Origin of the sequence: Salinigranum rubrum (assembly GCF_002906575.1) — an archaeon.
Lineage (GTDB): Archaea > Halobacteriota > Halobacteria > Halobacteriales > Haloferacaceae > Salinigranum > Salinigranum rubrum.
Genome location: NZ_CP026309.1, coordinates 2,904,114 through 2,926,111, shown reverse-complemented (window position 1 = coordinate 2,926,111; position 21,998 = coordinate 2,904,114). Strand labels below are relative to the sequence as shown.

At 69.5% G+C, this 21,998-nt stretch carries 20 protein-coding genes and 1 pseudogene; 9 read left to right on the top strand and 12 right to left on the bottom strand.

Features of this window, described 5'->3' with window-relative positions; translation table 11 throughout:
• Window positions 1–113 precede the first annotated feature (113 nt).
• Window positions 114–1,151: an AIR synthase family protein gene (locus C2R22_RS14425; RefSeq protein WP_103426379.1), complete on the top strand. Its 1,038-nt coding sequence runs from the start codon at window positions 114–116 to the stop codon at window positions 1,149–1,151.
• Here C2R22_RS14425 and C2R22_RS14420 read toward each other — a convergent pair.
• Window positions 1,148–2,146 (bottom strand): alpha/beta hydrolase, encoded by a 999-nt coding sequence (locus C2R22_RS14420; protein WP_103426378.1) that lies wholly within the window; start codon window positions 2,144–2,146, stop codon window positions 1,148–1,150. The two genes, C2R22_RS14425 and C2R22_RS14420, sit on opposite strands and share 4 nt — an antisense overlap.
• 692 nt (window positions 2,147–2,838) lie before the next feature.
• Here C2R22_RS14420 and kynU point away from each other — a divergent pair.
• Complete coding sequence (gene kynU / locus C2R22_RS14410) at window positions 2,839–4,101, top strand: kynureninase (RefSeq protein WP_103426376.1); 1,263 nt, start codon at window positions 2,839–2,841, stop codon at window positions 4,099–4,101.
• A gap of 11 nt (window positions 4,102–4,112) precedes the next feature.
• Here the strand turns inward: kynU and C2R22_RS14405 are convergent, their stop codons facing one another.
• The 3 genes from C2R22_RS14405 to C2R22_RS14395 form a co-directional block, all read right to left on the bottom strand.
• A complete protein-coding gene (locus C2R22_RS14405; RefSeq protein WP_103426375.1) occupies window positions 4,113–4,838 on the bottom strand; it encodes an SDR family NAD(P)-dependent oxidoreductase in 726 nt (241 codons plus the stop codon).
• 77 nt (window positions 4,839–4,915) lie between these two features.
• Window positions 4,916–5,323: a desampylase gene (locus tag C2R22_RS14400; protein WP_103426374.1), complete on the bottom strand. Its 408-nt coding sequence runs from the start codon at window positions 5,321–5,323 to the stop codon at window positions 4,916–4,918.
• Window positions 5,310–5,936, bottom strand: a complete 627-nt coding sequence (locus C2R22_RS14395; RefSeq protein ID WP_103426373.1) for an NUDIX hydrolase — start codon at window positions 5,934–5,936, stop codon at window positions 5,310–5,312. The genes C2R22_RS14400 and C2R22_RS14395 overlap by 14 nt, the downstream gene beginning before the upstream one ends.
• A 186-nt stretch (window positions 5,937–6,122) precedes the next feature.
• Here C2R22_RS14395 and C2R22_RS14390 point away from each other — a divergent pair, with 186 nt between their 5' ends.
• The gene (locus tag C2R22_RS14390; RefSeq protein WP_103426372.1) at window positions 6,123–6,359 is read left to right on the top strand and encodes a hypothetical protein; all 237 of its coding nucleotides are present in this window, start codon (window positions 6,123–6,125) and stop codon (window positions 6,357–6,359) included.
• Here the strand turns inward: C2R22_RS14390 and C2R22_RS14385 are convergent.
• Complete coding sequence (locus C2R22_RS14385) at window positions 6,356–6,769, bottom strand: Lrp/AsnC family transcriptional regulator (protein WP_103426371.1); 414 nt, start codon at window positions 6,767–6,769, stop codon at window positions 6,356–6,358. The two genes, C2R22_RS14390 and C2R22_RS14385, sit on opposite strands and share 4 nt — an antisense overlap.
• Window positions 6,770–6,865: 96 nt before the next feature.
• On the opposite strand from C2R22_RS14385, the gene carA reads away from it, so the two are divergent.
• The 4 genes from carA to C2R22_RS14365 all read left to right on the top strand — a co-directional run bounded on the left by carA (window position 6,866) and on the right by C2R22_RS14365 (window position 10,998).
• The gene (gene carA, locus C2R22_RS14380; protein WP_103426370.1) at window positions 6,866–7,936 is read left to right on the top strand and encodes a glutamine-hydrolyzing carbamoyl-phosphate synthase small subunit; all 1,071 of its coding nucleotides are present in this window, start codon (window positions 6,866–6,868) and stop codon (window positions 7,934–7,936) included.
• Window positions 7,937–8,109: 173 nt separating this feature from the next.
• Complete coding sequence (locus C2R22_RS14375; protein ID WP_103426369.1) at window positions 8,110–8,880, top strand: enoyl-CoA hydratase/isomerase family protein; 771 nt, start codon at window positions 8,110–8,112, stop codon at window positions 8,878–8,880.
• A gap of 1 nt (window position 8,881) precedes the next feature.
• Window positions 8,882–10,033: a thiamine pyrophosphate-dependent dehydrogenase E1 component subunit alpha gene (locus tag C2R22_RS14370; protein WP_103426368.1), complete on the top strand. Its 1,152-nt coding sequence runs from the start codon at window positions 8,882–8,884 to the stop codon at window positions 10,031–10,033.
• Window positions 10,033–10,998 carry an alpha-ketoacid dehydrogenase subunit beta gene (locus C2R22_RS14365; protein ID WP_103426367.1) on the top strand — a complete coding sequence of 322 codons (966 nt, stop codon included), beginning with the start codon at window positions 10,033–10,035 and terminating at the stop codon, window positions 10,996–10,998. Before C2R22_RS14370 ends, C2R22_RS14365 begins: the two co-directional genes overlap by 1 nt.
• A gap of 24 nt (window positions 10,999–11,022) precedes the next feature.
• On the opposite strand, the gene C2R22_RS14360 is transcribed toward C2R22_RS14365, so the two are convergent.
• From C2R22_RS14360 to gatD, 3 genes and pseudogenes are all read right to left on the bottom strand, one after another.
• The gene (locus tag C2R22_RS14360; RefSeq protein WP_103426366.1) at window positions 11,023–11,967 is read right to left on the bottom strand and encodes a GNAT family N-acetyltransferase; all 945 of its coding nucleotides are present in this window, start codon (window positions 11,965–11,967) and stop codon (window positions 11,023–11,025) included.
• Window positions 11,968–12,158: 191 nt separating this feature from the next.
• Window positions 12,159–12,569: pseudogene (locus C2R22_RS14355) on the bottom strand (helix-turn-helix domain-containing protein); the annotation flags it as partial.
• Window positions 12,570–12,615: 46 nt separating this feature from the next.
• Window positions 12,616–13,875 carry a Glu-tRNA(Gln) amidotransferase subunit GatD gene (gene gatD, locus C2R22_RS14350; protein ID WP_103426364.1) on the bottom strand — a complete coding sequence of 420 codons (1,260 nt, stop codon included), beginning with the start codon at window positions 13,873–13,875 and terminating at the stop codon, window positions 12,616–12,618.
• 540 nt (window positions 13,876–14,415) lie between these two features.
• Here gatD and C2R22_RS14345 point away from each other — a divergent pair.
• Window positions 14,416–14,961, top strand: a complete 546-nt coding sequence (locus tag C2R22_RS14345) for a hypothetical protein (RefSeq protein ID WP_103426363.1) — start codon at window positions 14,416–14,418, stop codon at window positions 14,959–14,961.
• A 6-nt stretch (window positions 14,962–14,967) separates the two neighbouring features.
• Here the strand turns inward: C2R22_RS14345 and C2R22_RS14340 are convergent, their stop codons facing one another.
• The 3 genes from C2R22_RS14340 to C2R22_RS14330 all read right to left on the bottom strand — a co-directional run bounded on the left by C2R22_RS14340 (window position 14,968) and on the right by C2R22_RS14330 (window position 19,113).
• The gene (locus tag C2R22_RS14340; RefSeq protein WP_103426362.1) at window positions 14,968–15,624 is read right to left on the bottom strand and encodes a metalloregulator ArsR/SmtB family transcription factor; all 657 of its coding nucleotides are present in this window, start codon (window positions 15,622–15,624) and stop codon (window positions 14,968–14,970) included.
• Between the two features lie 86 nt (window positions 15,625–15,710).
• Window positions 15,711–16,358 (bottom strand): DUF1405 domain-containing protein, encoded by a 648-nt coding sequence (locus tag C2R22_RS14335; protein ID WP_103426361.1) that lies wholly within the window; start codon window positions 16,356–16,358, stop codon window positions 15,711–15,713.
• Window positions 16,359–16,407: 49 nt separating this feature from the next.
• Complete coding sequence (locus C2R22_RS14330) at window positions 16,408–19,113, bottom strand: hypothetical protein (protein WP_103426360.1); 2,706 nt, start codon at window positions 19,111–19,113, stop codon at window positions 16,408–16,410.
• A 120-nt stretch (window positions 19,114–19,233) separates the two neighbouring features.
• On the opposite strand from C2R22_RS14330, the gene gpmI reads away from it, so the two are divergent.
• The gene (gene gpmI / locus C2R22_RS14325; protein WP_103426359.1) at window positions 19,234–20,748 is read left to right on the top strand and encodes a 2,3-bisphosphoglycerate-independent phosphoglycerate mutase; all 1,515 of its coding nucleotides are present in this window, start codon (window positions 19,234–19,236) and stop codon (window positions 20,746–20,748) included.
• A 470-nt stretch (window positions 20,749–21,218) separates the two neighbouring features.
• Here gpmI and C2R22_RS14315 read toward each other — a convergent pair whose 3' ends face one another.
• Window positions 21,219–21,869 carry a TVP38/TMEM64 family protein gene (locus C2R22_RS14315; RefSeq protein ID WP_103426357.1) on the bottom strand — a complete coding sequence of 217 codons (651 nt, stop codon included), beginning with the start codon at window positions 21,867–21,869 and terminating at the stop codon, window positions 21,219–21,221.
• Window positions 21,870–21,998 lie beyond the last annotated feature (129 nt).

Genomic DNA, 21,998 nt, shown 5'->3' with positions numbered 1-21,998 from the left:
CTGAGACGGACTGCCGTGACCGCGTCGTGTACCGCTCGTCGCTGCCTCGGGGGGAGCGACGGCCAGAACCGGCCCACGACAGTCCTTATGAGGCCCGCCCCGCCAGTGAAGCCATGGACGCGGACCTCGGCAAAGTCGACGCGGCGTTCTTCTCCGAGTACCTGTACCCGAACCTCGGCGCCGACCGCGACGACGTGACGCTCGGGCCGACCCACGGCGTCGATTTCGGCGTCGTCGACGTCGGCGGGAAGGCGCTCGTCGTCGCTACCGACCCCGTCTCGGTCCTCCCCCGACTGGGGTTCGACCGCGCCGCCCGCTTCGCGCTCGACATTATCCTCGCCGACGTCGCCGTCTCCGGCCTCGCGCCCACGCACCTCACCGTCTCGCTGTCGCTGCCGCCCGACTTCGACGACGACGAGTTCGCCACCTTCTGGCGGGCGTGGAGCGACGAGGCGGAGGAGTTGGGCGTCGCCATCGCCGCCGGCCACACCGCCCGCTACGCGGACAGTGCGTTCCCGTGGGTCGGGGCCGCCACCGCCCTCGCGGTCGGCGACTTCGAGGACCTCGTCCGTCCCGACGGCGCCCGCCCCGGCGACGATCTCCTCGTCACGAAAGGGCCGGCCGTGGAGACGACGGGACTGCTCACGTCGCTGTTCCCCGACGAGGTGCCGCTCTCCGGGAGCGACCTCGAAACCGCGCAGGCCCGCCTCGACGAGGCCGGTGCCGTCCGCGACGCCCGGGCGATCAGCGACGCCGCACGGGGCGACGTCCACGCGATGCACGACGCCACCGAGGGAGGCCTGCTGGGTGCGTTCTTCGAGATGGCCGACGCCGCCGGCGTACGGTTCGACGTCGACACCTCGGCGGTGCCGTGGCGGCCGGGCGTGCGCGAGACAAGCGACGCGCTCGGCTTCGACCCGTGGACGGCGACGACCGCCGGCACCCTCGTGGTCGCGGTCGATCCGGCACGAACCGACGACGTCGTCGACGCGCTCGAACGGCGAGGCACGCCCGTCGGCGTCGTCGGTTCCGTCGTCGCGGGCGAGGGCGTCACGCTCGACGGGAATCCGGCGTCGAAGCCGCGGGGTGACTCCTCGTGGCCGGTGTACGCCGCGCTGGCGGACCGTGCGACCGACGACGCGTCGGGCTAGCGCTCGAACCCCGCTCGCAGCGTCTCTGCGACCCGGTCGAGCGCCTCGTCAGCGGCGTCGACGTCGGCAGCGAGGCTGAGGAAGCCGTGCGGCATCGCCGGTTCGTGGTCGTGTCGGGTGGGAACGCCGGCGTCCGAGAGCGCCGCCGCGTAGGCCGCCCCCTCGTCCCGCAACGGGTCGAAGCCGGCCGTCACGACGAGTGCGGGCGGGAGGCCGGCGAGGGAGTCCGCGCGAACGGGCGAGACGAACGGGTTGTGGCGGTCGACCGGCGACCGGAGGTAGGTCTCGTACGCCCAGGCAACGTCGCGACGGGTCAAGAGCGGCCCGTCGGCCCGTTCGTCGAGCGACGGGGCGTCGAGGGCGCTGTCGAGCATCGGGTAGAGGAGCAGTTGTCCCTCGATTTCCGGGCCGTCGAACTCGCGGACGAAGAGGCAGGTCGCCGCGGCGAGGTTACCGCCGGCGCTCGTGCCGCCGACCGCGAGGCGGGTCGGGTCTGCACCGAGCGCCGCGCCGTGTGCTGCGACCCACTCCACGGCGGCGACGCAGTCCTCTACGCCGGCGGGGAACGGGTGTTCGGGCGCGAGTCGGTAGTCGACGCTCACGACGACGCGACGGGCGCGGCGGGCGAGGCGGCGACAGACCTCGTCGATGGAGTCGAGCGTCCCCAGCGCCCAGAGGCCGCCGTGGAAGAAACAGAGCGCGGGGAGTTCTTCGCCGGGGTCGGGGTGGTAGACGCGGAGGGGAAGGTCGTCGCCCGGTCCGTCGACGGCGATGTCGGAGACGCGCTCGACGTCCACTCCCGCCGTCGGCCCGAACAGTTCGTCTTCGAGGCGGCGGGCGCTCCCGACGGAGAGGGCGGACCACTCGGGGAGACCCAGTCGGGCGGCCTCGTCGACGATAGCCCGTGCCTGCGGGTCGAGTTCGTCCGCGGCGTGAGCGCTGGTGTTGGCGTCGATGTCGGGAGGCACGTCTGCGTCCGGGTCGCGGTCGGTCATACGTCGTAGGCGTGGTGGACGGACAAAACAGCCACGGGGTCGGTGGTGCGCGGCGTGTGGCGGTAGCAGTCGCAGTCGAGGTAAACGCGAGAGTCGTGATGGGGGGAGCCGACAGCACGAACACCGCGCTGTACACGGGGACGGTGAGGCCACGCGCCACCGAACCCTCCTATGACAGGGACCGTCGACGCGTGAGAGCGAGCGAACGCGCGAGGTCTTCGTGAGGGTACCGAACGAACGGCTCGAAGCGGCTCCGCCGCTTCGGTGGTCAGCCCGCGCCTCCGTGCGCGGGCCACCGGATGGGGAGGTCTTCGTGAGCGAGTGAAGCGAGTGACCGAACGGCTCGGAGTGACGTCGTCGCTCCGGTGAACGAGGCTGCGGTCCACCGCTCTAGCGACTCCACGGTCTCTTTGTCTCCGTGGCACCCCTCACAGCGGACCGTCTTCCATCGTTCGGAATACGCTCTCTGACTCACCGGCCCACACCGAAGCGGGCCGACGTTCAAATACGAAGCCGTGGCCACTCCGGGTAGAGCGTGACGTAACGCACACCGCACGGTGCGTCGCGATTGCCCGGCACGACACCGTGCGCCGCGGAGCGTGCCGGCTGTTCGCCACTTCACCGGGGGACGCCACCGACCACCTCCCCGATGCGACGCCAAGCTACTTCCACCCCCGTACCTCACACCACCCATGGACGACCCCTCCCTCGCCGACGCCCGCGAGCGCGACGCGGCGGACCCGCTCTCGGAGGTCAGGGACCGCTTCTTCCTCCCCGACGACCTGTACATGGACGGCAACTCGCTCGGCCTCCTCTCGGCGGACGCAGAGGCGGCGCTCGACCGCGTCGTCGAGGAGTGGCGCGCCCTCGCCATCCGCGGATGGACCGACGCCGACCCGGAGTGGTTCTCCTACGGCGAGCGACTCGGCGCGCGCGTGGCACCGCTCGTCGGCGCGAGGGAGGAGGAAGTCGTCGTCGCCAACTCCACCACGGTGAACATCCACACGCTCGTCGGGACGTTCTACGATCCGAGTCGAGGCTCGAAAATCGTCGTCGACGCGCTCGATTTCCCCACTGACCACTACGCCATCCGCGCCCAACTTCGCTCCCGTGGCGTCGACCCCGAGGACGCGCTTCGTGTCGTCGAGAGCCGCGACGGGCGCACCGTCGCCCGCGAGGACGTCCTCGACGCCATCGACGACGACGTCGGCATGGTGTTTCTCCCCTCCGTGCTCTACCGTTCGGGTCAGTTGTTCGACATCGAGGCCATCACCGAGGCCGCCCACGACGCGGGCGCGCTCGCGGGGTTCGACCTCGCCCACTCCGTCGGCGTCGTCCCGCACTCGCTGTCGGAAGTCGGCGTCGACTTCGCCGTCTGGTGTCACTACAAGTACCTCAACGCCGGTCCCGGCGCTCTCGCGGGTCTGTACGTCAACGAGCGGCACTTCGGCGTGACGCCTCACCTCGCGGGGTGGTGGGGTAACGACAAGGAGACGCAGTTCGACATGGCGATGACGTACGACCCTGCTCCACACGCCGGCGCGTTCCAGGTCGGGACGGTTCCCGTCCTGGCAGCGGCACCGCTCGACGGCGCGCTCGACGTGCTCGACGACGCCGGCGGGGTCGAGGTCGCCCGCGAGAAGTCGCTGGCGCTCACCGACTACCTCGTCGACCTCGTCGACGCACGCCTCCCCGAGTGCGAGATCGGGACCCCGCGCGCACACGAGGAACGCGGCGGCCACGTCGCGGTCGAACACCCCGAGGCCGACCGGGTGTCGGAGGCGCTCCGCGACCGCGGCGTCGTCGTCGACTACCGGCCGCCGAACGTCGTCCGGGTCTGCCCCGCGCCGCTGTACACCCGTTTCGAGGACGTCTGGCGCGTCATCGACAGACTGGAGACCGTTCTCGACGAGCGGCTCTACGAGGACTACTCGGTCGGCGGCGGCGTGACCTGATTTCTCTCCCGCTACCAGTCGATGACGCGCTCGTTCCGCCAGAACCGACCCGAGGGAGAACCGGGCCGGAACCGACAGAGCCACACTGGCGTCTCGGCGCCCGCCTCGACGGATTTCGACGCGCCCTCGCCGCCCATGTCGGTCCGGACCCAGCCGGGACAGACCGCGTTGGCGAGGAGGCCGTCGCCGCCGTACTCGCCGTCGAGGTAGACCGTGAGCCCGTTCAGCCCGGTTTTCGAGATGCGGTAACCGGGTGAGCCGCCGCTCTGGCCTTCTCCGAGCGCGCCCATCCCCGACGAGAGGTTGACGACGCGGCCGCCGTCGTTCTGGAGGAGTAGGGGGACCGCGTGTTTACACAAGAGCATCGGCCCGCGGAGGTTGACCGCGAGGGACCGGTCGAGTTCCGCTGTCGGAGTTGCGACGACGTCACCCTCGGAGTCCATGACACCCGCGTTGTTCACGAGGACGTCGAGGCGACCCACCTCCTGAAAGATACCGTCGACGGCTCCCTCGACGTCACCCTCCTGCGTGACGTCGAGGAGGACGCGCTCCGTCCCCTCGGGAACCTCGTTGGTCATGCTCCGACTCCCCGCGTAGACGGTCGCACCGAGGTCACGCAGTCGGCGGGCGATTTCGGCGCCGATACCCCGGTTGGCGCCCGTCACGAGCGCGACCTGCCCGTCGAGCGAGTCGTACAGTTCGGGGGCTCTCCCGTTTCCGACGTCTCCGTCACTCATACGCGAGGGGTCGGCGGGCGGCGGACAAAGGCGTTTCACTCCCCACCGGGGGCCGTCACGCCGGGTGCTGTGGACGGCTACGCCGACTCGACCACGACGTCCACCGCCTCGAACCGATCGCCGGTCCACCGCCACGCGTCGATGCGCGACTCGGGGAGGGAGACGATGCAGTAGACGAAGCCAGTCCAGGTCGCCTCGGCCTCGTCGGTCGCACTCGGCCGGGGGGGTCCCCGCGGATGCGAGTGGTAGAAGCCGAGGTGCTCGCTCTCCCTCTCGACGCGCTCGATGGCTTCGACGGTCGCGGCAGGGTCGAGTTCGTACCGCGTCTCCGGACTGGATGCGACGTTCGGGACGGCCTCGGAGCGTGTCACGCGCTCCCCGTCGCCACCGAGGACGCCACACACCTCCTCGGGTGCGCCCGCTCGCGCGTGCCCGAGCAGTCGGGCGGCGACCGCCGACGCGAAGGTCAGGTCAGGCGAAGTCACGCCGCATCGCGATTTCGAACCACGGGCACAGCCGGAGTTGCCGGTACCACGCGGGGTGGTCGTGGAGGTGGTCGTAGTCGGCCCAGAGCATGCCCGCGATCTCCTCCTCGTCGGGGTCGAGCGTGGTGTCGTCGAGCGTCACCTTCAGCACCGCACACACCTCCCACTCGAGGCCGGCGTTCTCGTAGTAGCGCTTGTACTCGAACTTGTCCGTGACGCGCAGGTCGCCGTACTGGTCGGGGGTCACGCCGAGTTCCTCTTCGAGCCGCTGTCGCGTCGCCTCCTTCTGGCTCTGCCCTTCGACTGGGTGGGAGGCGACCGTCCCGTCCCAGTGGGTGTCCCAGAGGCGCTTCGTCGGCGCGCGCTGTGCCAGGAGGATTCGCCCCTCGCCGTCGAAGACGAGGCAGGTGAACGCGCGGTGGCGGACGCCGTCGCCCGTGTGGGCGTCCAGACGGTTCACGAGCCCCTGTGACTCGTCGTTCTCGTCGACCGCGATGACCTCCTGTCGTGCGTTCTTGTGGGGTGTCTCTGCCCCTGCACCGGCGGCGGACTCGGCGGATTCGGTCTCGGGGTCCGACTCCGTAGAGGCGGACCAACCCTCGTCGGCACTCATACACGTGTTGTGCGAAGAGGGGGGTCAAGGCCTCTTCGGTGCGTGACGGGGTCGACCACCCCGATGCGCCGCGTTCGGTCGACCGTGAATCGCCGTCCCGTGGAGCGCTTCTGGACGCCGCCTCAGAGAATCAGGACTGATATTCGAGGGCGAACGGTTATGTCGGATGCCAGTGTGTACCAGGATATGGTGCTCCGACACCGCGCTATCCACCGACTCACCGGTCTCATGGCCCGCTGGGGTCTGGTCGAACATCCGTACGGACAGGAGTACGCCAAGGAACGCTACACGCTGACTGGTCGACGTCGCCCCGACTCGGCGTTCGAGTCGAACCGCAGCCTCCATCGACGCCGGACGGGCCTCGTCGTCGGCGCGCTCGTTCTCGCGAGCCTCCTCGCAACCGGCCTCCTGTTTTCCCTCTAACCGAGGCGCTCGTCGAGGATAAGGCGCGTCTTGGTACTCTTCACCTCGTCTAACTCCCGCGCACGCGTGATGAGGTCGTTCACGGCGGCCGTGTCCGCCGTGTCGACGATGAGGACGACGTCCTGTTCTCCCGACACCTGCCAGACGAAGTCGACGTCGTCCCACTCGGCCATCCGTTTCGAGACTTCGCTCGTGTTCACGTCGACCGCCACGGAGACTTCGACCATCGCCTTGATGTTGCCCGTGCGGGTGGCGACGGTGAACCGCTCGATGACGCCGTCTTTCGTCATTCTGTCGACGCGGTTTCTCACTGTGCCCTCCGACGTCCCGACGCGGTCGGCGATCTCCGTGTACGGCGTCCGTGCGTCCCGTCGGAGGATCGAGAGGATCTCGTGGTCGAGGTCGTCCATACGGGGAGTAAGTGTGTTCACCTCTTACAAATTACGAATTTCGTAACTCGGCTTCGAAAGTAAGGCTTATTACCTCTCCTACATGTGATTCTCGTAATGTCGGACGCCTACCTGGCACTGGAGGACGGCCGCGTCTTCGAGGCGCGTGGCCGTGTTCCGGGGCGCACACGTGGCGAGCTAGTGTTCACGACCGCATACACCGGTTACGAGGAGAGCCTGACAGACCCCTCGTACGAGGAACAGGTCCTCACGTTCTCGTACCCGCTCATCGGCAACTACGGCGTCCGAACCGAGCGGTTCGAGTCCGAACGGGTCCACCCCCGCGCCGCCATCGCACGCGAGTTCACCGAGGAGGTCGTCGAGTGGCTCGACTCCGAGTCGGTGCCGGCCATCGACCATCTCGACACGCGAGAGGTCGTCACCAGCGTCCGCGACCAGGGCGCGATGAAGTGCGGCATCGCCGTCGGCGACGACGTCACGCCCGAGGACGCGAAAGCAGAGCTGAAGAAATGCAAGGGGATGTCCGAGCACGTCGACATCGGCAAGCAGGTCAGCACGGCCGAACCGAAGTTCTTCGCGGGTGACGACGGCGGCTCGGACGCGACGGTCGCCCTCGTCGACTGCGGCGCGAAGGGCTCTATCACGTCGTCGCTCACCGCCCGCGGGGCGGACGTCCACCTGCTCCCGTACGACGCCTCCGTGGACATGGTCGAAGAGACCGGCGCGGACGTCCTGTTCATCTCGAACGGCCCGGGCGACCCGGAGAACTTCGAGCAGGCTCAGGCACTCGTCGAGGCGTTCACGGGTGAACTCCCCATCGCCGGCATCTGTCTCGGCCAGCAGGTGGTCGCCAACGCCTTCGGCGGCTCTACCGAAAAGATGATGTTCGGACACCGCGGCGTCAACCAACCCGTGTTCGACCTCGACACCGAACAGGTCGTCATGACCACGCAGAACCACGGCTACACCGTCGCCGATCCGGGAGAGCTAGAGGTGACGCAGGTGAACGTCAACGACGACACCGCCGAGGGTCTCGAACACGGGAAGATGAACGTCCTCACCCGGCAGTACCACCCCGAGGCCAACCCCGGCCCGCACGACTCGCTCGGCTTCTTCGACGACGTGCTCACGCTGGCCAGCGGAACGGAAGTCCCGCTCGCGGACTGAGCCCCCTCTCTTCGGCTTCGTCCCCTCGCCGGGCAATGGGGCCGCGGTCGGCGCGTCCCGTGAGGACAGAGACCCACATTCCTGTGCAGACCCGTCCATCAGCGGCACCTCCCGCGCTGTGGCACCACCCCGCACATTGATGTGAAAACGGCGCGTCTTCGGCCACGCTCGCCATGCACGTCGAATTCGAACACCTGACCGTCGAGAAGGAGGGGAACGTCGCTCACGTCACCCTCGACCGCACCGAACGGTTGAACGCCTTCCACTACGACGGCGTCAGAGACCTCGACGCCGTCTCGCAGTTGCTCGCCGACGACGAGGACCTCCGTCTGGTGACAATCCAGGGCGCCGGTCGGGCGTTCTGTACCGGCATCGACCTGAAGGACCTCTCGGCCGACGAGATCGATATGAGCTACCACCCGCCGTGGGAGCGCGCGCTCCGCCGGTTCGAGACGATGGAACCGCTCGTCCTCTGTCTCATCCACGGCTACGCGCTCGGTGGCGGTCTCCAGTTGGCGCTCGCCAGCGATATCCGCGTCAGCACTCACTCGGCCGAGATGGGCCTCCCGGCCATCAACGAGAGCATCATCCCGGGGCTCGGCACGTTCCGACTCCCCCGCTACATCGGTCTCGGGCGGGCGAAGAAGATGGTCATCCTCGGCAACAACGTCGACGGCGACGAAGCGGAGCGAATCGGCCTGGTCGACCACCTCGTCGACGAGGAGACGATGCACGAGGAGTTCGAAGCGCTCACGGAGCGGTACATGCGAGTCAACTCCCAGGGCGCGCGGCTCTCGAAGCAGGCGATGCTGACGTGTTTCGACCAGGACTTCGACGCGTTCCTCGACCGCTACCTCGAACTCCAGACGGAGGCGATGACCGGCGAGGACTTCGTCGAGGCGACGACCGCCTACCGCGAGGACCGAGAGCCCGAGTGGCAGTAGGATGCGAGGAACGACCCGCCCCGACTCCGAGCGAGCGCCGACGGTCGAGGGGCTCTCGCAGTCGGACCTCACGGTCGAGACGTACCAGGTGGTCGCGCCCGACGGCACCGTCAGAGAGGGGGAGGTCCCCGCGTTCACGGACGACCAGTTCCGCGAACTCTACCGGTGGCTGCTCCTCCAGCGGACGTTCGACGACCGCATGACGAAGCTCCAGCGCCGCGGTCAACTCGGGACCTACGCGTCGGGTCGCGGGCAGGAGGCCAGCATCGTGGGGAGCGGCTTCGCCCTCGACGACGGCGACTGGCTCTTCCCGTACGGTCGGGAGGCGGGCGCGCTCCTCTTACACGGGCTGTCGATGCGGGACCTCGTCATGTACTGGCGGGGTATCGAGGACGCGTCGCGGATGGAGGGGGCCAACGTCTTCGGCGTCGCCATCGCCATCGGCTCGCACGTCCCCCTCGCGACGGGCAAGGCCTGGGGCATGCAGTTGGACGGCGACGACACGGTCGCGTTCGCCAACCTCGGCGACGGGGCCACCTCCACGGGCGCGTTCCACGAGGGGCTCAACCTCGCCGGTGTGCTGTCGGTCCCCGCGGTGTTCTTCTGTCAGAACAACCAGTACGCCATCTCCCTGCCGTTCGAGAAACAGACCGGGGCCGACACCGTCGCGCAGAAGGCGCTCGCCTACGGCGTCGACGGCATCCGAGTCGACGGGAACGACGTCCTCGCCGTCTACAACGCGGTGGCGACGGCGCGCCGACGGGCGCTCGACGGCCGCCCGACGCTCGTCGAGGCGGTGACGTACCGCCGGGCGGCCCACACCACGAGCGACGACCCGTCCCGGTATCGGGAGCAAGCGGAGGTCGACGAGTGGGCCGAGCGCGACCCGCTCGACCGCTACCGGGGCTTTCTCGCCGGCCGAGGGTTGCTCGACGACGTCGACGAGGAGCGGGTGCAAGCGGAGGTCGACGAACTGTTCGACGAGGCCGTCGCGGCCGCCGACGACTACCCCCACCGGGACCTCGCCGAGATGTTCGTCCACCTCTACGAGGAGCCCACACCCGAACTCGAATCCCAGTTGGCGTGGTACCGCGACTTCCTCGACACGCACCCCGAGATGGCCGAGTACATCCACCAGCGGGAGCGTGGATGATGAAGGCGACCATCGTCGAGGCGGTCAACGACGCGCTCCACACGGAGATGGCCCGCGACGACCGGACGCTCGTCTTCGGCGAGGACGTCGCGCGGTCGGGCGGCGTCTTCCGCGCCACGGACGGTCTCCTCGACGCTTTCGGCGAGAAACGCGTCCGGGACATGCCGCTCTCCGAAATCGCCATCGTCGGGGCCGCCGTCGGCCTCGCGACCCACGGCTACCGCCCCGTCGCCGAGATACAGTTCTCCGGCTTCCTCCCCCCTGCGTTCGACCAACTGGTCTCGAACGCCAGCCGAATCCGTTGGCGGACTCGCGGGCGACTCTCGGCTCCGATGGTCGTCCGGACGCCGTACGGCGCGGGCGTCCGGGCGCTCGAACACCACTCCGAGAGCCTCGAAGCCGCCTACGCGCACGTCCCGGGGCTGAAAGTGGCCGTCCCGTCGACGCCGGGTGACGCGAAGGGCCTGCTCGCCGCCGCCATCCGCGACCCCGACCCGGTCCTGTTCATGGAGCCGAAACGGGTCTACCGCTCGTTCCGCGAGGAGGTATCGGAGGGGTCCTACACCGTCCCTCTGGGCGAGGCCGCGGTCCGACGGGAGGGCTCGGACGTGACCGTCGTCTCGTGGGGAGCGATGATGCACCCGACGCTCCGGGCCGTCGACGAACTCGACGCGAGCGCCGAGGTCATCGACCTCCGCTCGATTTCGCCGTTCGACCGCGAGACGGTCGTCGAGTCGGTGAAGAAGACCGGCCGCTGCGTCGTCGTCCACGAGGCGGCGAAGTCGGGCGGGTTCGGCGCCGAGGTTGCCGCGACGGTCGCGGAGGGGGCGCTCATCTACCTCGAAGCCCCCCTCCGAAGGGTGACCGGCTTCGACACGCCGGTCCCGCTCTTGGCGATGGAGGACTACTACCTCCCGCACCCGCCGCGCATCGCGGCCGCCATCGAGGAGACGGTCGAGTTCTGACGCGCGGCGAGTGCGAGTCGAAGATCAGCCGAACCGCGTCCCGTCGGTCAGGTCCGCCGCCAGCACGAAGTCGGGGTCGTCCGCGACGGCGACCCGCGCCGCGGCGACGTCACTGACGTGGCGGGCCGTCTCGGGAATCAGAACGCGGGTGCGGTCGGCACCGCGCTCCCCGGCGTCTCGCGCGATTGCGCGCATGAGCGCTTCACAAGCGTTCGGAGTGTCCCACGCGGCGACGCCGTACTCGGCCAGTCGTTCTTCGCGTTCGCCTTCGCCCGCGATATCGATCTCCCGTGTCCGGAACGCCACACCCCGCGTTCCCTCTCGAGAGACGACGAACAGGCCGTCCTCGGCTGCCGACTCCCGGAGCGTCTCGCGGGTGAGTTCACAGAGCGCCCACGACTCGGTCGTCGAGAGCGCGAGGCCCGCCAGATGCGTCCGCGCGTCGCTGTCGGTCCAGAAGCGCCACGCCGCCGCGGGGTCGGCGCCCTCCTCGAATCCAGGCGCGAACTCGGAGTCGAGGGCGGGGTCGGCCCCCTCGTCGGGCGTCGGATGCGCCCACCGGAACTCCGTGACGGCATCGAACCCGTTCGTGCGAGCGTGCCCGAGACCCATCACGTTCCACGAGAACACCATCCCGCGGGTGACGGTCGCGCCGCGCTCGCGCGCCCACGCTTGCGCCGCGCGACTGAGCTTCGACCCGACCGCCCTCCCTCGAACGTCGGCCGCGACGCGCAGACCCTGGCTCCACGCCTCGTCCTCGGAGAGCAACACCGACTGCGCCAGGCCGACGACGCGGCCGTCAATCTCGGCGACGAACGTCCGCTGGTCGGGGCCGTCGGTCCGCACCCACTCGTCGAACACCCGCGGGATGTAGTCGTCCACCTCTCGGTCGATCCAGGTGTCGCGCGTGAACGACCGGACGTCGGCGGCGTCGTCCGCCCGCGCCTGCCTGACGGTCACTGACGTCATCGGTCCGTGTCCTCCGCCCGTAGCTCACCCGCTCGATTGCGGTCGCATGCAGCGCGGTCGTCCCGTCGAGAGCCACGGGACCCGGAACCAGTCATGTCCGTGGGTGAGCCGCGAGCGAACTTATACGATTTCCCACCGGCGAGCGGTCCAGCGCGACGCGGTCACGACCCGCCCACGTCCTCGCGCTCGGTCGCCTCGCTCAGCAGCCGCCGACAGCTCGACCGCGAGTACGTCACGCCGAACCGTTCTTCGGTGTACTGACGGACGAGGTCGGCGGTCCACGCCGTCTCGTCGAGACCGACCTCCGTCGGCGGTTCGCGGAGCGTGGCGTACAGCGCTTCCTGCTGGTCGGGCGTGAGCTTCCGCGGCCGCCCGGGGCGCTCGTCGTCGGAGACGGCCGCCTCGATGGGTCGGTCGTCGAACCGGGTGAGCCAGTTGTAGATGGTCCGCCGCTGGACGCCGTACCACGCCGCGAGTTCGGTCTGCGTCACGCCGTGTTTGTAGGCGATGGCGGTGATGAGTCGCTGGGTGGGCTTCTTCCCCTCGACGCGGTCGAGCGCCCGCTGGAGGTCGGTGACGGAGACGTTCTCGAGGTGCCCCATGCACCCTCTGGTCGGTGCGGGCAAAAAGTTCTGCCGCCCTCGTCCCTCACTCCCAGGGGACGGACCGCTCTTGGAGTTCGCCAGCGAGGTCCTCACCCATGGCGCGCGCCGGGTCGGCGTGGTTTTCGAGCGCCCACATGAGCTTCACCTTCGCCGTACCGGGGAGGGTGTCGCCGCACTCGACGACGCCGGCGTCGAGGAGGTCGCGCCCGGTGTCGTAGACGCGGTCGCAGACGCGTCCTTCGAGACACTGACTCGTCATCGCCACGACGGTGCCGTCGTCGACTAACTCCCCCAGCGTGGGGATGAGGTCGGTGTGGACGTGACCGAGGCCCGTCCCCTCGACGACGAGGCCGTCGAGGTCCGAGTCGCGGAGGAAGTCGGCGTACCGGTCGAGGTCCATCCCCGGCGTGAACTTCAGCAGGTCGACGCGTTCGCTCAACTCCGCTGCGAGCGAGAGGTCACGCTCGCCACGGGAGGTGTACGACCGGCGCCACTCGATTTCGATCTCCTCGCTCTCGTAGTCGGCTTCGCCGAGGGGTCTCGCGCCGACGGTCTGGAAGGCGTCACGCCGCGAGGTGTGGTTCTTTCGCACCCTGGTGCCGAGATGCAGCGCACACGCCGTGTCGGACTGGGTGGCGTGCATGCAGACGAGCACCTCCGCGCAGTCGCTCTTGGCCGCCTCTACCGCACAGACCGCGTTCATCACGTTGTCCGACGAGGGACGGTCGGCGGAGCGCTGGCTTCCGGTGAAAACGATCGGCACAGGAGTATCGAGCATCAGCGCCATCGCCGCCGCCGAGAACTGCATCGTGTCCGTGCCGTGCATCACGACGACGCCGTCCGCACCGGCTTCTATCTCGTCGCGGATGGCCCGCGCCAACTGCTGCCAGATGCTCGGCTCCATGTTCTCCGAGAGGATGTTCGCCACGACGCGCCCGCGGTAGTTCGCCCGACCCGCGAGGTCGGGCACGGCCCGGAGGACGTCCTCGGCGTCGAACTGCGCCGTCACGGCCCCGGTTCGGTAGTCGACCGTGGACGCGATGGTCCCTCCCGTGGAGATGAGCGAGACGGTGGGGAGGTCCTCGTCGAACTCGATTTCGGAGGTTGAATCGCCGTCCTGTGCGCTCTCGATGTCGTGAACGTCGCGTTCGAGGATTTCGACGTCCGCCTCCTCGCGGTCGATGCCGACGTTGTACCCGCCGTCGAGTTTGACGACGAGGTGTTCAGGGGTGGAGGAGGGGAGGAGGACGCCCTCGTTCGTGGTGTCCGCGCGCGTGACGCGGACGCGGTCTCCCGGGTTCATACGCCGAGGTTTCGCGGCGGCGGACTTGAATCCCGGCGTTTGCGTTTACGAGTCTTGTGTGGGTGGACAGCCGTTCGGACCGGCCCGGAGCGACGTTCAGTACGCGGGCAGGAACGAGAAGACCACGCGTTTCACCGAGTGGTCCCGATGAGAAGACCGCGCGGCCGCTAGGGCGCTGAAGCCACGAGCCTCCCCAGCCGATTCGGCCACTCGCTCACCGGGTTCGCTCGCGGCCTCATCCCTCGCGCGCGGGTCGCGCTCACAGAGAGCGCGACGCCACGCGCCACCGTACTGTCTCGTGGCGCTCGGCGCGTGAGAACGAGCGACTGCAAGGAGCGAGTGAACGCGCGAGGGGACACTCGCGCCTCCGTGCGCGAGTACCCGATTGGGGAGGTGCGAGGCTGCGGCTCACCGCGCCCGTGTGTCGTGCGGTCGTCGTCTCACAGTCGGTGCGGTCGTCGACGAACGCGCCCGCTTCGTCGCCACCAACATCTCCTCCTCGACACAAGAGCCATACCCCGAGCGCTCCCACACACAGTCATGCAACGGAGCGACGAGTCCGAACGGTCCGTCGACGACCTGCTCGCCGACGTCGACCGACTCACCGGCGGTGACGACACCGAACCCGAGTCCACACCCGCGGACCAGTCGGTCGCGTCGTCCGACGCCGCGTCACGCTCGAAGTCGAAGTCGGGATCGGTCCGCGCGCGACTCGGCGGCCTCTTCTCCCCCCGCGCGTTCCTCCTCGCGCTCGCGTTCTCGATCGTCGCCGTCGTCGCCGGCGGCTTCGTCCCCCTCGTCGGCTTCGTCGGCCGTCTCGTCGGCCTGTTCGTCGTCGCCTTCGCCATCGGCGTCGTGGGGAAGAAGCGCCACTACGCCGAGGTCGGCCTCGCCGCAGCGCTCGCCTCCGGGCTGGGGTTCGTCCTCGGCACGCTCACCTCGGCGTTCTTCCCCTTCGCCGTCCGCCTGCTCTCGGAGTACGGCGTCGCCATCGCGGGCGTCGGTGCCGGCGTCGGCGCGCTCGCGGCGCTTGTCGGTCACTACTTCGGGCGGGACCTCCGTGACGGCTTCACGCGCGACCTCTGACGCCGATCACTCGGCGAGGCACCACTCGTCGCCACGCGCTTCGAGGAGGCCCTGTTCGGTGAGCGCGTCGAGCGCGCGCTCGACCGCCGCCGGCGGCGCGTCCACCTCGCGCGCGACGGCCTCTGGGGTCCGCTCGCCCGTGGCGACGGCCGCGACCACTTCGGCGTAAAAGCGCGAGTCCGAGTCCGCCCCGATGCGCTCGTTGAGTCGGTCGAGTACGTCGGTGAGGCGGCCGTGGACGTACCGCTGGGCGAGCGAGAGTTCGTTTTCGAGGTCCTCGAGCGTCGCGAGTTCGCGCGCGAGGGTGCCGAGCGAGTCGTCCGACTCGCTCGGAACGTCGATGGAGATGTGCGGGCAGCGCCCGGACATATCGAGGCTCGGACTCGCCGGATAGGCGCTCTTGGCGCCGAAGCCGTACCGCGAGACGTTCACCTCCAGACGGATGTCACGGGAGATGTGGAAGTACTTCCGCCGCTGGTCGTCCGTCCGCGACTCGACGAGTCCGGCCTCTTCGAGTTTGCGGAGGTGGTCGATGACCGCCTTCGGCGAGACGCCGAGGTACTCGCTTATCTCGGTCACGTAACAGGGCTTGTGCGCGAGAAGCTGGAGGATACGCCGACGGTTCTCGTTCCCGAGGAGATCTAGAAGAACCGCGGAATCCATTACACGTCCGTAGGCGACTGAAGCTGAAAAGGTTGACTCCCTCGGCGCGCGCACCGTTCCACCGCCGGACGGCGGACGGATCGGACTCAGACCGGGTCGAGACGGTCGAAGACGCGCGCCGCGAGCGCGACCGACCCGACCGACAGCGCGACCGTGAGCGCCGGGAGGACGAGGCCGGGTTCGTACCGCAGGGGCGGGTGGTAGCCGAAGCCGTAGTCGAACACGTCGTTCACGAGGAGTGCGACGAGCGCGAACGCGAGCGCGCCGCGCGTCGTCTTCCCGTAGTGGGGGATGAGAAACGCCTCGATGACGAAGCCAAGATGAGTAAACAGAATGCCCCAGTAGTCCCACAGCGCCGCTGCCGAGAAGCCGACGTACAGCTCGGGCCGGAGGTTCAACGCGAGGGCGGTCCACAGCCCGTACTTGACGAGCCAGACGAACGCGAGGGTGTGAAGGTACGCCAGCGGGCGGTTGACGGCCGCCTCCCGAACCGGGCGACCGAGGTTCGACAGGAGGGTCGCGATCGAGAGCGTCGCCAGCGCGAGCGCCGTCGGGGAGTCCCCGAAGAGCGGGTAGAGGAACGTGGGGAGGTCCGCGAGCGAGGGCTCGGAGTGGACGTAGAAGCTCACGCCGACGAGGAAGGCGCTGGCGTTGAGCGCGATGAACGTCACGAGGCTGGGGCCGTTCCCCAGGTACTCCTGGACGTAGCGTTCGGGGACGATGTCCGTCGCCATCGGTTGGTCCCTCGGGACGCCACGAAAAAACCGTGCCGTTCTCCCCGTCCTACGTCAGGGTGTCGAGTGCCCGCACCGCTCGGCGGTCGGCCGTCTCCGCCCGGCGGGCCGCGATGCGCGCGGCTGGCTGTGGGGCGTCGCCTCGCTCCGCGAACGACGACAGGCGCGCGAGCACCTCCCGGAGGGCCCGGAGCGCCTCGACTGTCGCCGCGTCGTCGCCAGCGAGCGCCGCCTGGTTCGCCCGCTGTGCGCGCGAGACGGCCGCTTCGAGCGCCGCTCGGAGCTCTTCGAGAGGCCCAGTCGGACGCTGACCGGCGTCCGCTGTCGTCGGTTCGAGCGTCGGCACCGACTCCAGCGGCGTCGTCGCCTCCGGCGTTCCCGTCGCCTCGGGCGTCGCTGTCGCCGTCGAAGCCGAGGTGAGCGTCGTCGCGTCGTCCCCGTCCGTCTCGCGGTCCTCGTCCTCGCTCGGCTGGACGTCCAGTTCGATGGTCGCGTCGGCGTCGGCCGTCTCTGTCTCGGTGGTGTCCGGTTCGGGGGTCGGCGTGGCCCCATCGTCCCCGTCCGTGTCGTCGTCCTCGCCGCGCTCGCTCTCGCGTCCACGCTCGTCTCCGCCTCCCGGTTCGAGCAGTCGCTCGACCGTCTCGCGCGTCTCCGTCAGGAACTCCACGAGGTATCGGGTGACACCGGAGACACCCGTCCGGGCCTTCGCCACCTCGGCGGCGTTCTGGTTCGGACCCGGGGTGACCCGTTCGACGCTCGTCCGTCCGCGCTCGTCGGTCACCTCTACGGTGTATCCGCCCGCGCGGTGGACGTAGACGCCCGCTCGTCCCTCGCTCTGGACCGGTGGGGCGTCGAAGACGCGGCCGGCAACGTCGTCCTCGACGCGGACCCGGCGGGCACCGCCACGCTCCGCCGCGTCGACTTCGAGCTTCACCGCGTCCGCCCGCGGCACGAGTCCGATCCGCCCCCCGGCACCGATCCGGACGGTTCCGTCCGTCTCTGTCTCGGCCCCTGTTTCCGTCCCCGTCGACACCGGCGTCTCCGTGCTCGTCCCCGTCGACACCGGCGTCTCCGTCGCGCTCGCCGCCTCAGTCGCCGTCGACGGTGTAGTCACAGTCTCGCTAGCTGTCTCGGCTGCTTCGGTCGTCTCTGCTGACCCCGACCCGTCGCCGACCGGCACCCGCTGGGCGTACGGCGCGTACCCCGGTCCGTTGACCGTGAGCGTGTGGTCGCCGGGTGCGACGTCGACGAAAGCGGCGACGCCGCCGAACGTCGGTGCCGCCGTCGGATCGGACGCCAGCCGAGCCACCGCCTCGACGGGCGGCGTGGCGAGCGTCACTCCCACGTCGACGTCGTCGCTCGGGCGGAGTTCCGCGATGCGGCCGATGATCGTCGCTCCACGGTCCCCGGCGTCGACGTCGTACCGCTCGCGGATGGCCCGGCGGTGAGAGCGGTCGGTCACGTCCGCGAGCGGGTCGCGGTACCGCGGCTGGGTCCACGGCGTCGACGTCGTCGTGATGTGAGAGGAGACGGCGTCTTCGACGAAGCGCGGGACGGAGAACTGGAAACTCAACTGCGGTCCCGTGAAGGCGGTGATGTCCTCGATGTCGACCGTCGGGACGAGCGCGTAGTGTTCGTTCACACCCTCGCTCTCGTTCTCGTCTCCGGCCCGCGATTCAGGTTCGAACACCGCGCCGCGTTCCCGTTCGGGCAGGTCGGTCGGCGGCGTCGAGCGGTCGGCGAACGACTCCACCGTCAGGTCCGCCGGGACGAGGTCCTCGGCGGAGACGTTCGGGAGGTCCGGGTGGTCGGTGAGCGGCGCCCCGTCGAGTTCCGGGACGACGTACGGGAGGCGAAACCCTTCGTCGCGCGGGAGGCCGTACGCGAGCGGAACGCCTTCCTCACCCGAGACGACGGCGACGACGCCGTTCGTCACGTCGGGCGCGAGGCCGTCGACCGGGAGGCGCTGGAACGTGTCGCGGCGCTCGTTCATCCCCAGCGCCGAGGAGTGCGAGCCGACCTCGCTGATGATCGCGGGGGTCGACTCGGGGTCGAGGTACTCGTTGTTCGGCACCGTCCGCGAGTGCGCGCTCGCGGCGTACAGCACCGGGTCACCGGAGTCGCGGTCGACGAACGCCTGGAGGAGTTCCCAGTCGTGCCAGTGGAAGTTGACCGAGAACTGGTCGAACGCGGAGTAGAGCCAGTACTGCACGACCGCGAGGCGCTCGGAGTACTCGCGGACGTGGTAGAAGACGGTCGGGTCGGGCGCCATCGTCTCGCCCTTCGCGGCCGTGTACCCGTCGAGCGCGTCGAACCCGTCGACCACTCGTTCCCCGTCCCGCTCCGAGACGAACGGCCGCGGGTCGGTCGGGAACCACCGCTCGCGCCGCCCGAAGTACAGCGTCGGCGCGAACCGCTCGGCCAGTCGGCGCGCTTCGTCGTCCGCGACGGGTGTCGTCCGTCGTGTCGCCGTCGACTCCGCCGCCGACCCGTCCCCGGTCGCTCCGTCGGCGTCGTCATCGCCGCCTCCGTCACCTCCGCCGCCGAGGGCGACCGCACCGGCCCCGACGACGCCGGTGACGGCGGCACCGGCGAGAAGGGCTCGACGGCTCACGGGCAGGCGCGACTCCGTCTCGGCGTCGGTGGTCGCGTCGGATTCGACGGCACCACTGTCGGTCTCGGCACCCGACTCGGGGGTGGCCGAACCGCCGTCTGCTCCGTCGGTCGCTGGCGGGTCGTCCGGGCGGGAGGGCATCGGTTGCACGCGGGTTGGCGTCCGGCCACAAGGTTCTGTTGGCTTCGGTCGTGTGCGCACGACCGTCGCTCGTCTCCGACAAACGACACGTAATTAGGCGTCGGTGGTGACCAGTCGGATATGCAGGCAGCGCTCGTTATCCTCGACGGCTGGGGGCTCGGCGACCACGACCGACGCGACGCGGTGAAGGCGGCGTCGACGCCGAACTTCGACCGCTTCGCCGACGCCGGCGCGTACACGACGCTCGACGTCTCCGGGCGGCGGGTCGGCCTCCCCGTGGGACAGATGGGCAACAGCGAGGTCGGCCATCTCAACATCGGGGCCGGTCGCGTCGTCAAGCAGGCGTACACCCGCATCGAGGACTCCATCGCCGAGGGCACCTTCGCCGAGAACGACGCGCTCGCGACGGCGTTCGACCACGCCGACGAGACCGGGGGACGGGTGCACTTCATGGGCCTCGTCTCCGACGGCGGCGTCCACTCCGAGCAGGGCCACCTCCACGCGCTCGTCGACATCGCCGCCGAGCGGGGAATCGAGGCCGTCACCCACGCGTTCATGGACGGCCGCGACACCGACCCACACGGCGGGAGACACTACCTCGCGGACCTCGAAGCCCACGTCGCCGACCGCGGGACCGGCGACGTCGCCACGGTCTCCGGGCGATACTACGCGATGGACCGCGACCAGAACTGGGAGCGGACGAGACGCGCGTACGACGCCATCGTCGAGCGCGAGGCCGAACACACCGCTCTCACGGCGGTCGAGGCGGTCGAGGCGTCGTACGACCGCGGCGACACCGACGAGTTCGTCGAGCCCACGCTCGTCGAGGGCGGACCCGCGCTGGAAGACGGCGACGCGGTGATCTTCTTCAACTTCCGCCCGGACCGCGCGCGCCAGTTAGTGCGCATGCTCGCCGACGTCGACCCCGTCTGGGCGTTCGAGACCTCGCCCCCCGACATCGAACTCGTCACGATGACCGAGTACGACCAGACGTTCGACTTCCCCGTCGCCTTCCCGCCGAACGAGCCCACAGACACACTCGGTGAGGTGCTCTCGAAGTCGGGGAAGACCCAGCTCCGACTCGCCGAATCCGAGAAGTACGCCCACGTCACCTACTTCCTCAACGGGGGGCGCGAGGTGGAGTTCGAGGGCGAGATTCGAGAGATCATCGAGTCGCCGGACGTCCCGACCTACGACCTCCAGCCCGCGATGAGCGCCGAGGCGGTCACCGACGCGGCCATCGAGACCATCGAGTCCGAGGACCCCGACGTGCTCGTGTTGAACTACGCGAACCCCGACATGGTCGGCCACACCGGTGACTTCGACGCGGCTGTCGCCGCCGTCGAGGCGGTCGACTCCCAGCTCGGACGGCTCGTCGACGCGGTTCAGAAGGCGGGCGGGCACGTCCTCGTCACGGCCGACCACGGCAACGCCGACGACATGGGTACCCCCGAAGAACCGCACACGGCGCACACGACCAACCCGGTTCCCTTGGTGTATCTGGCCCCCGACGGCACCGCGGGTGGACGCTCGTTGAAGCCGGACGGGTCGCTCTGTGACCTCGCGCCGACCCTCCTCGAACTCGTCGGCGTCGACCAGCCGGCGACGATGACGGGTCAGTCGCTGCTGGACTAACCCACCCGCTCCGTTGGGACTCTCCCGGGCGTGACGGACGCGATTCTCGGAGCGTGACGGACGTGCTGAAGCGAGCGGTCGTCTCGTTCAGCGGTCCAGATTCAAGTTGACTCGTCTCGAACCGGTGTCCGTGACTCGACTCTTTCAGTTCGCCGGAGTCGCCTTCGTGCTCCTCGGTCTCGCGTACCTCGCTCTCCCACGGCGGATCTATCACTTCAGCCCCGTCTCGTTGTCCGAGACACAGTCCGGGTCGTCCGAACCGTCCACTCTGATACTGTGGACGTACCGTTTCATCGGGGGATGTCTCGTGGTCGTGGGCGTCTCCTACCTGTTCTGAGTGGCTCGGCGGCTCGGCGGTTCAGTCACTGCACGTCGCATGCTTCGCAATGAGTCTCGTCGGCTCAGACCGAGTCGCGCGCTCCCCAGAACGACACTCGAACATCAGCGACCGGGGCGGTCGACGGTGCCGATCACTCGGCGTCGACGCCGACAACCGGGTCCTCGCGCCCGACGGCCACGCGATACAGCGGGCCGGCGAGGAGCAGCACGCTTGCGAGCGCACACGCCGCGACGAGTCGCCAGTCGACCGCGGCGAGCGACGCTTCGGTCAGCGTGTCGAGCGACGACCCCGCGAGGACGCCGACGAGCGCCCACGGGAGTTCGCCGATGGCCGTGCCGAGAGCGAACGTCGAGAGGGAGACGCCCGAGACGCCCGCGGCGACCGAGACGACGTCCGACGGCGCGGGCAGGAGCCGGGAGGCGACGACGCTCCGGAGGTCACCCGCCTCGCGGACGACGCGCTCGCCCGCGCTCGCCGCCCGCGACTCCCGGCCGAACCGCCGGGCGACGAGGAACGGCGGGACGCTCGTGAGGACGATGAGCGCGAGCGCGTAGGGGACTCCGACGAACCCATACCCGTAGCCGGCACCGACGGCGAGCAGCGTCGTCGGCCAGGCGACAAGCGGTCGAGCGAGCGCGACGACGAAGAGCGCGAGGCCGAAGCGAATCGGGTCGGCCGCGAGCCACGTCAGCCACCGGAGAGCGGGGCCGGGCGCGACGAGGACGGCCGCGGCGAGGACGCCGAGAACGAGGAGTCCGAAGAGGAACCGTGACCGTCGCATACGCGCTCTGTCTCCGCGGCCGGGTATACGTCTTGTGTTCAGCCTCGTTAGCGTCGCAGCGGTCTCGCTCCCCCACGTCGCGTCCCGACGCTCGCATCCGACGTCGACCCGGGACACACAAGCCGGTCG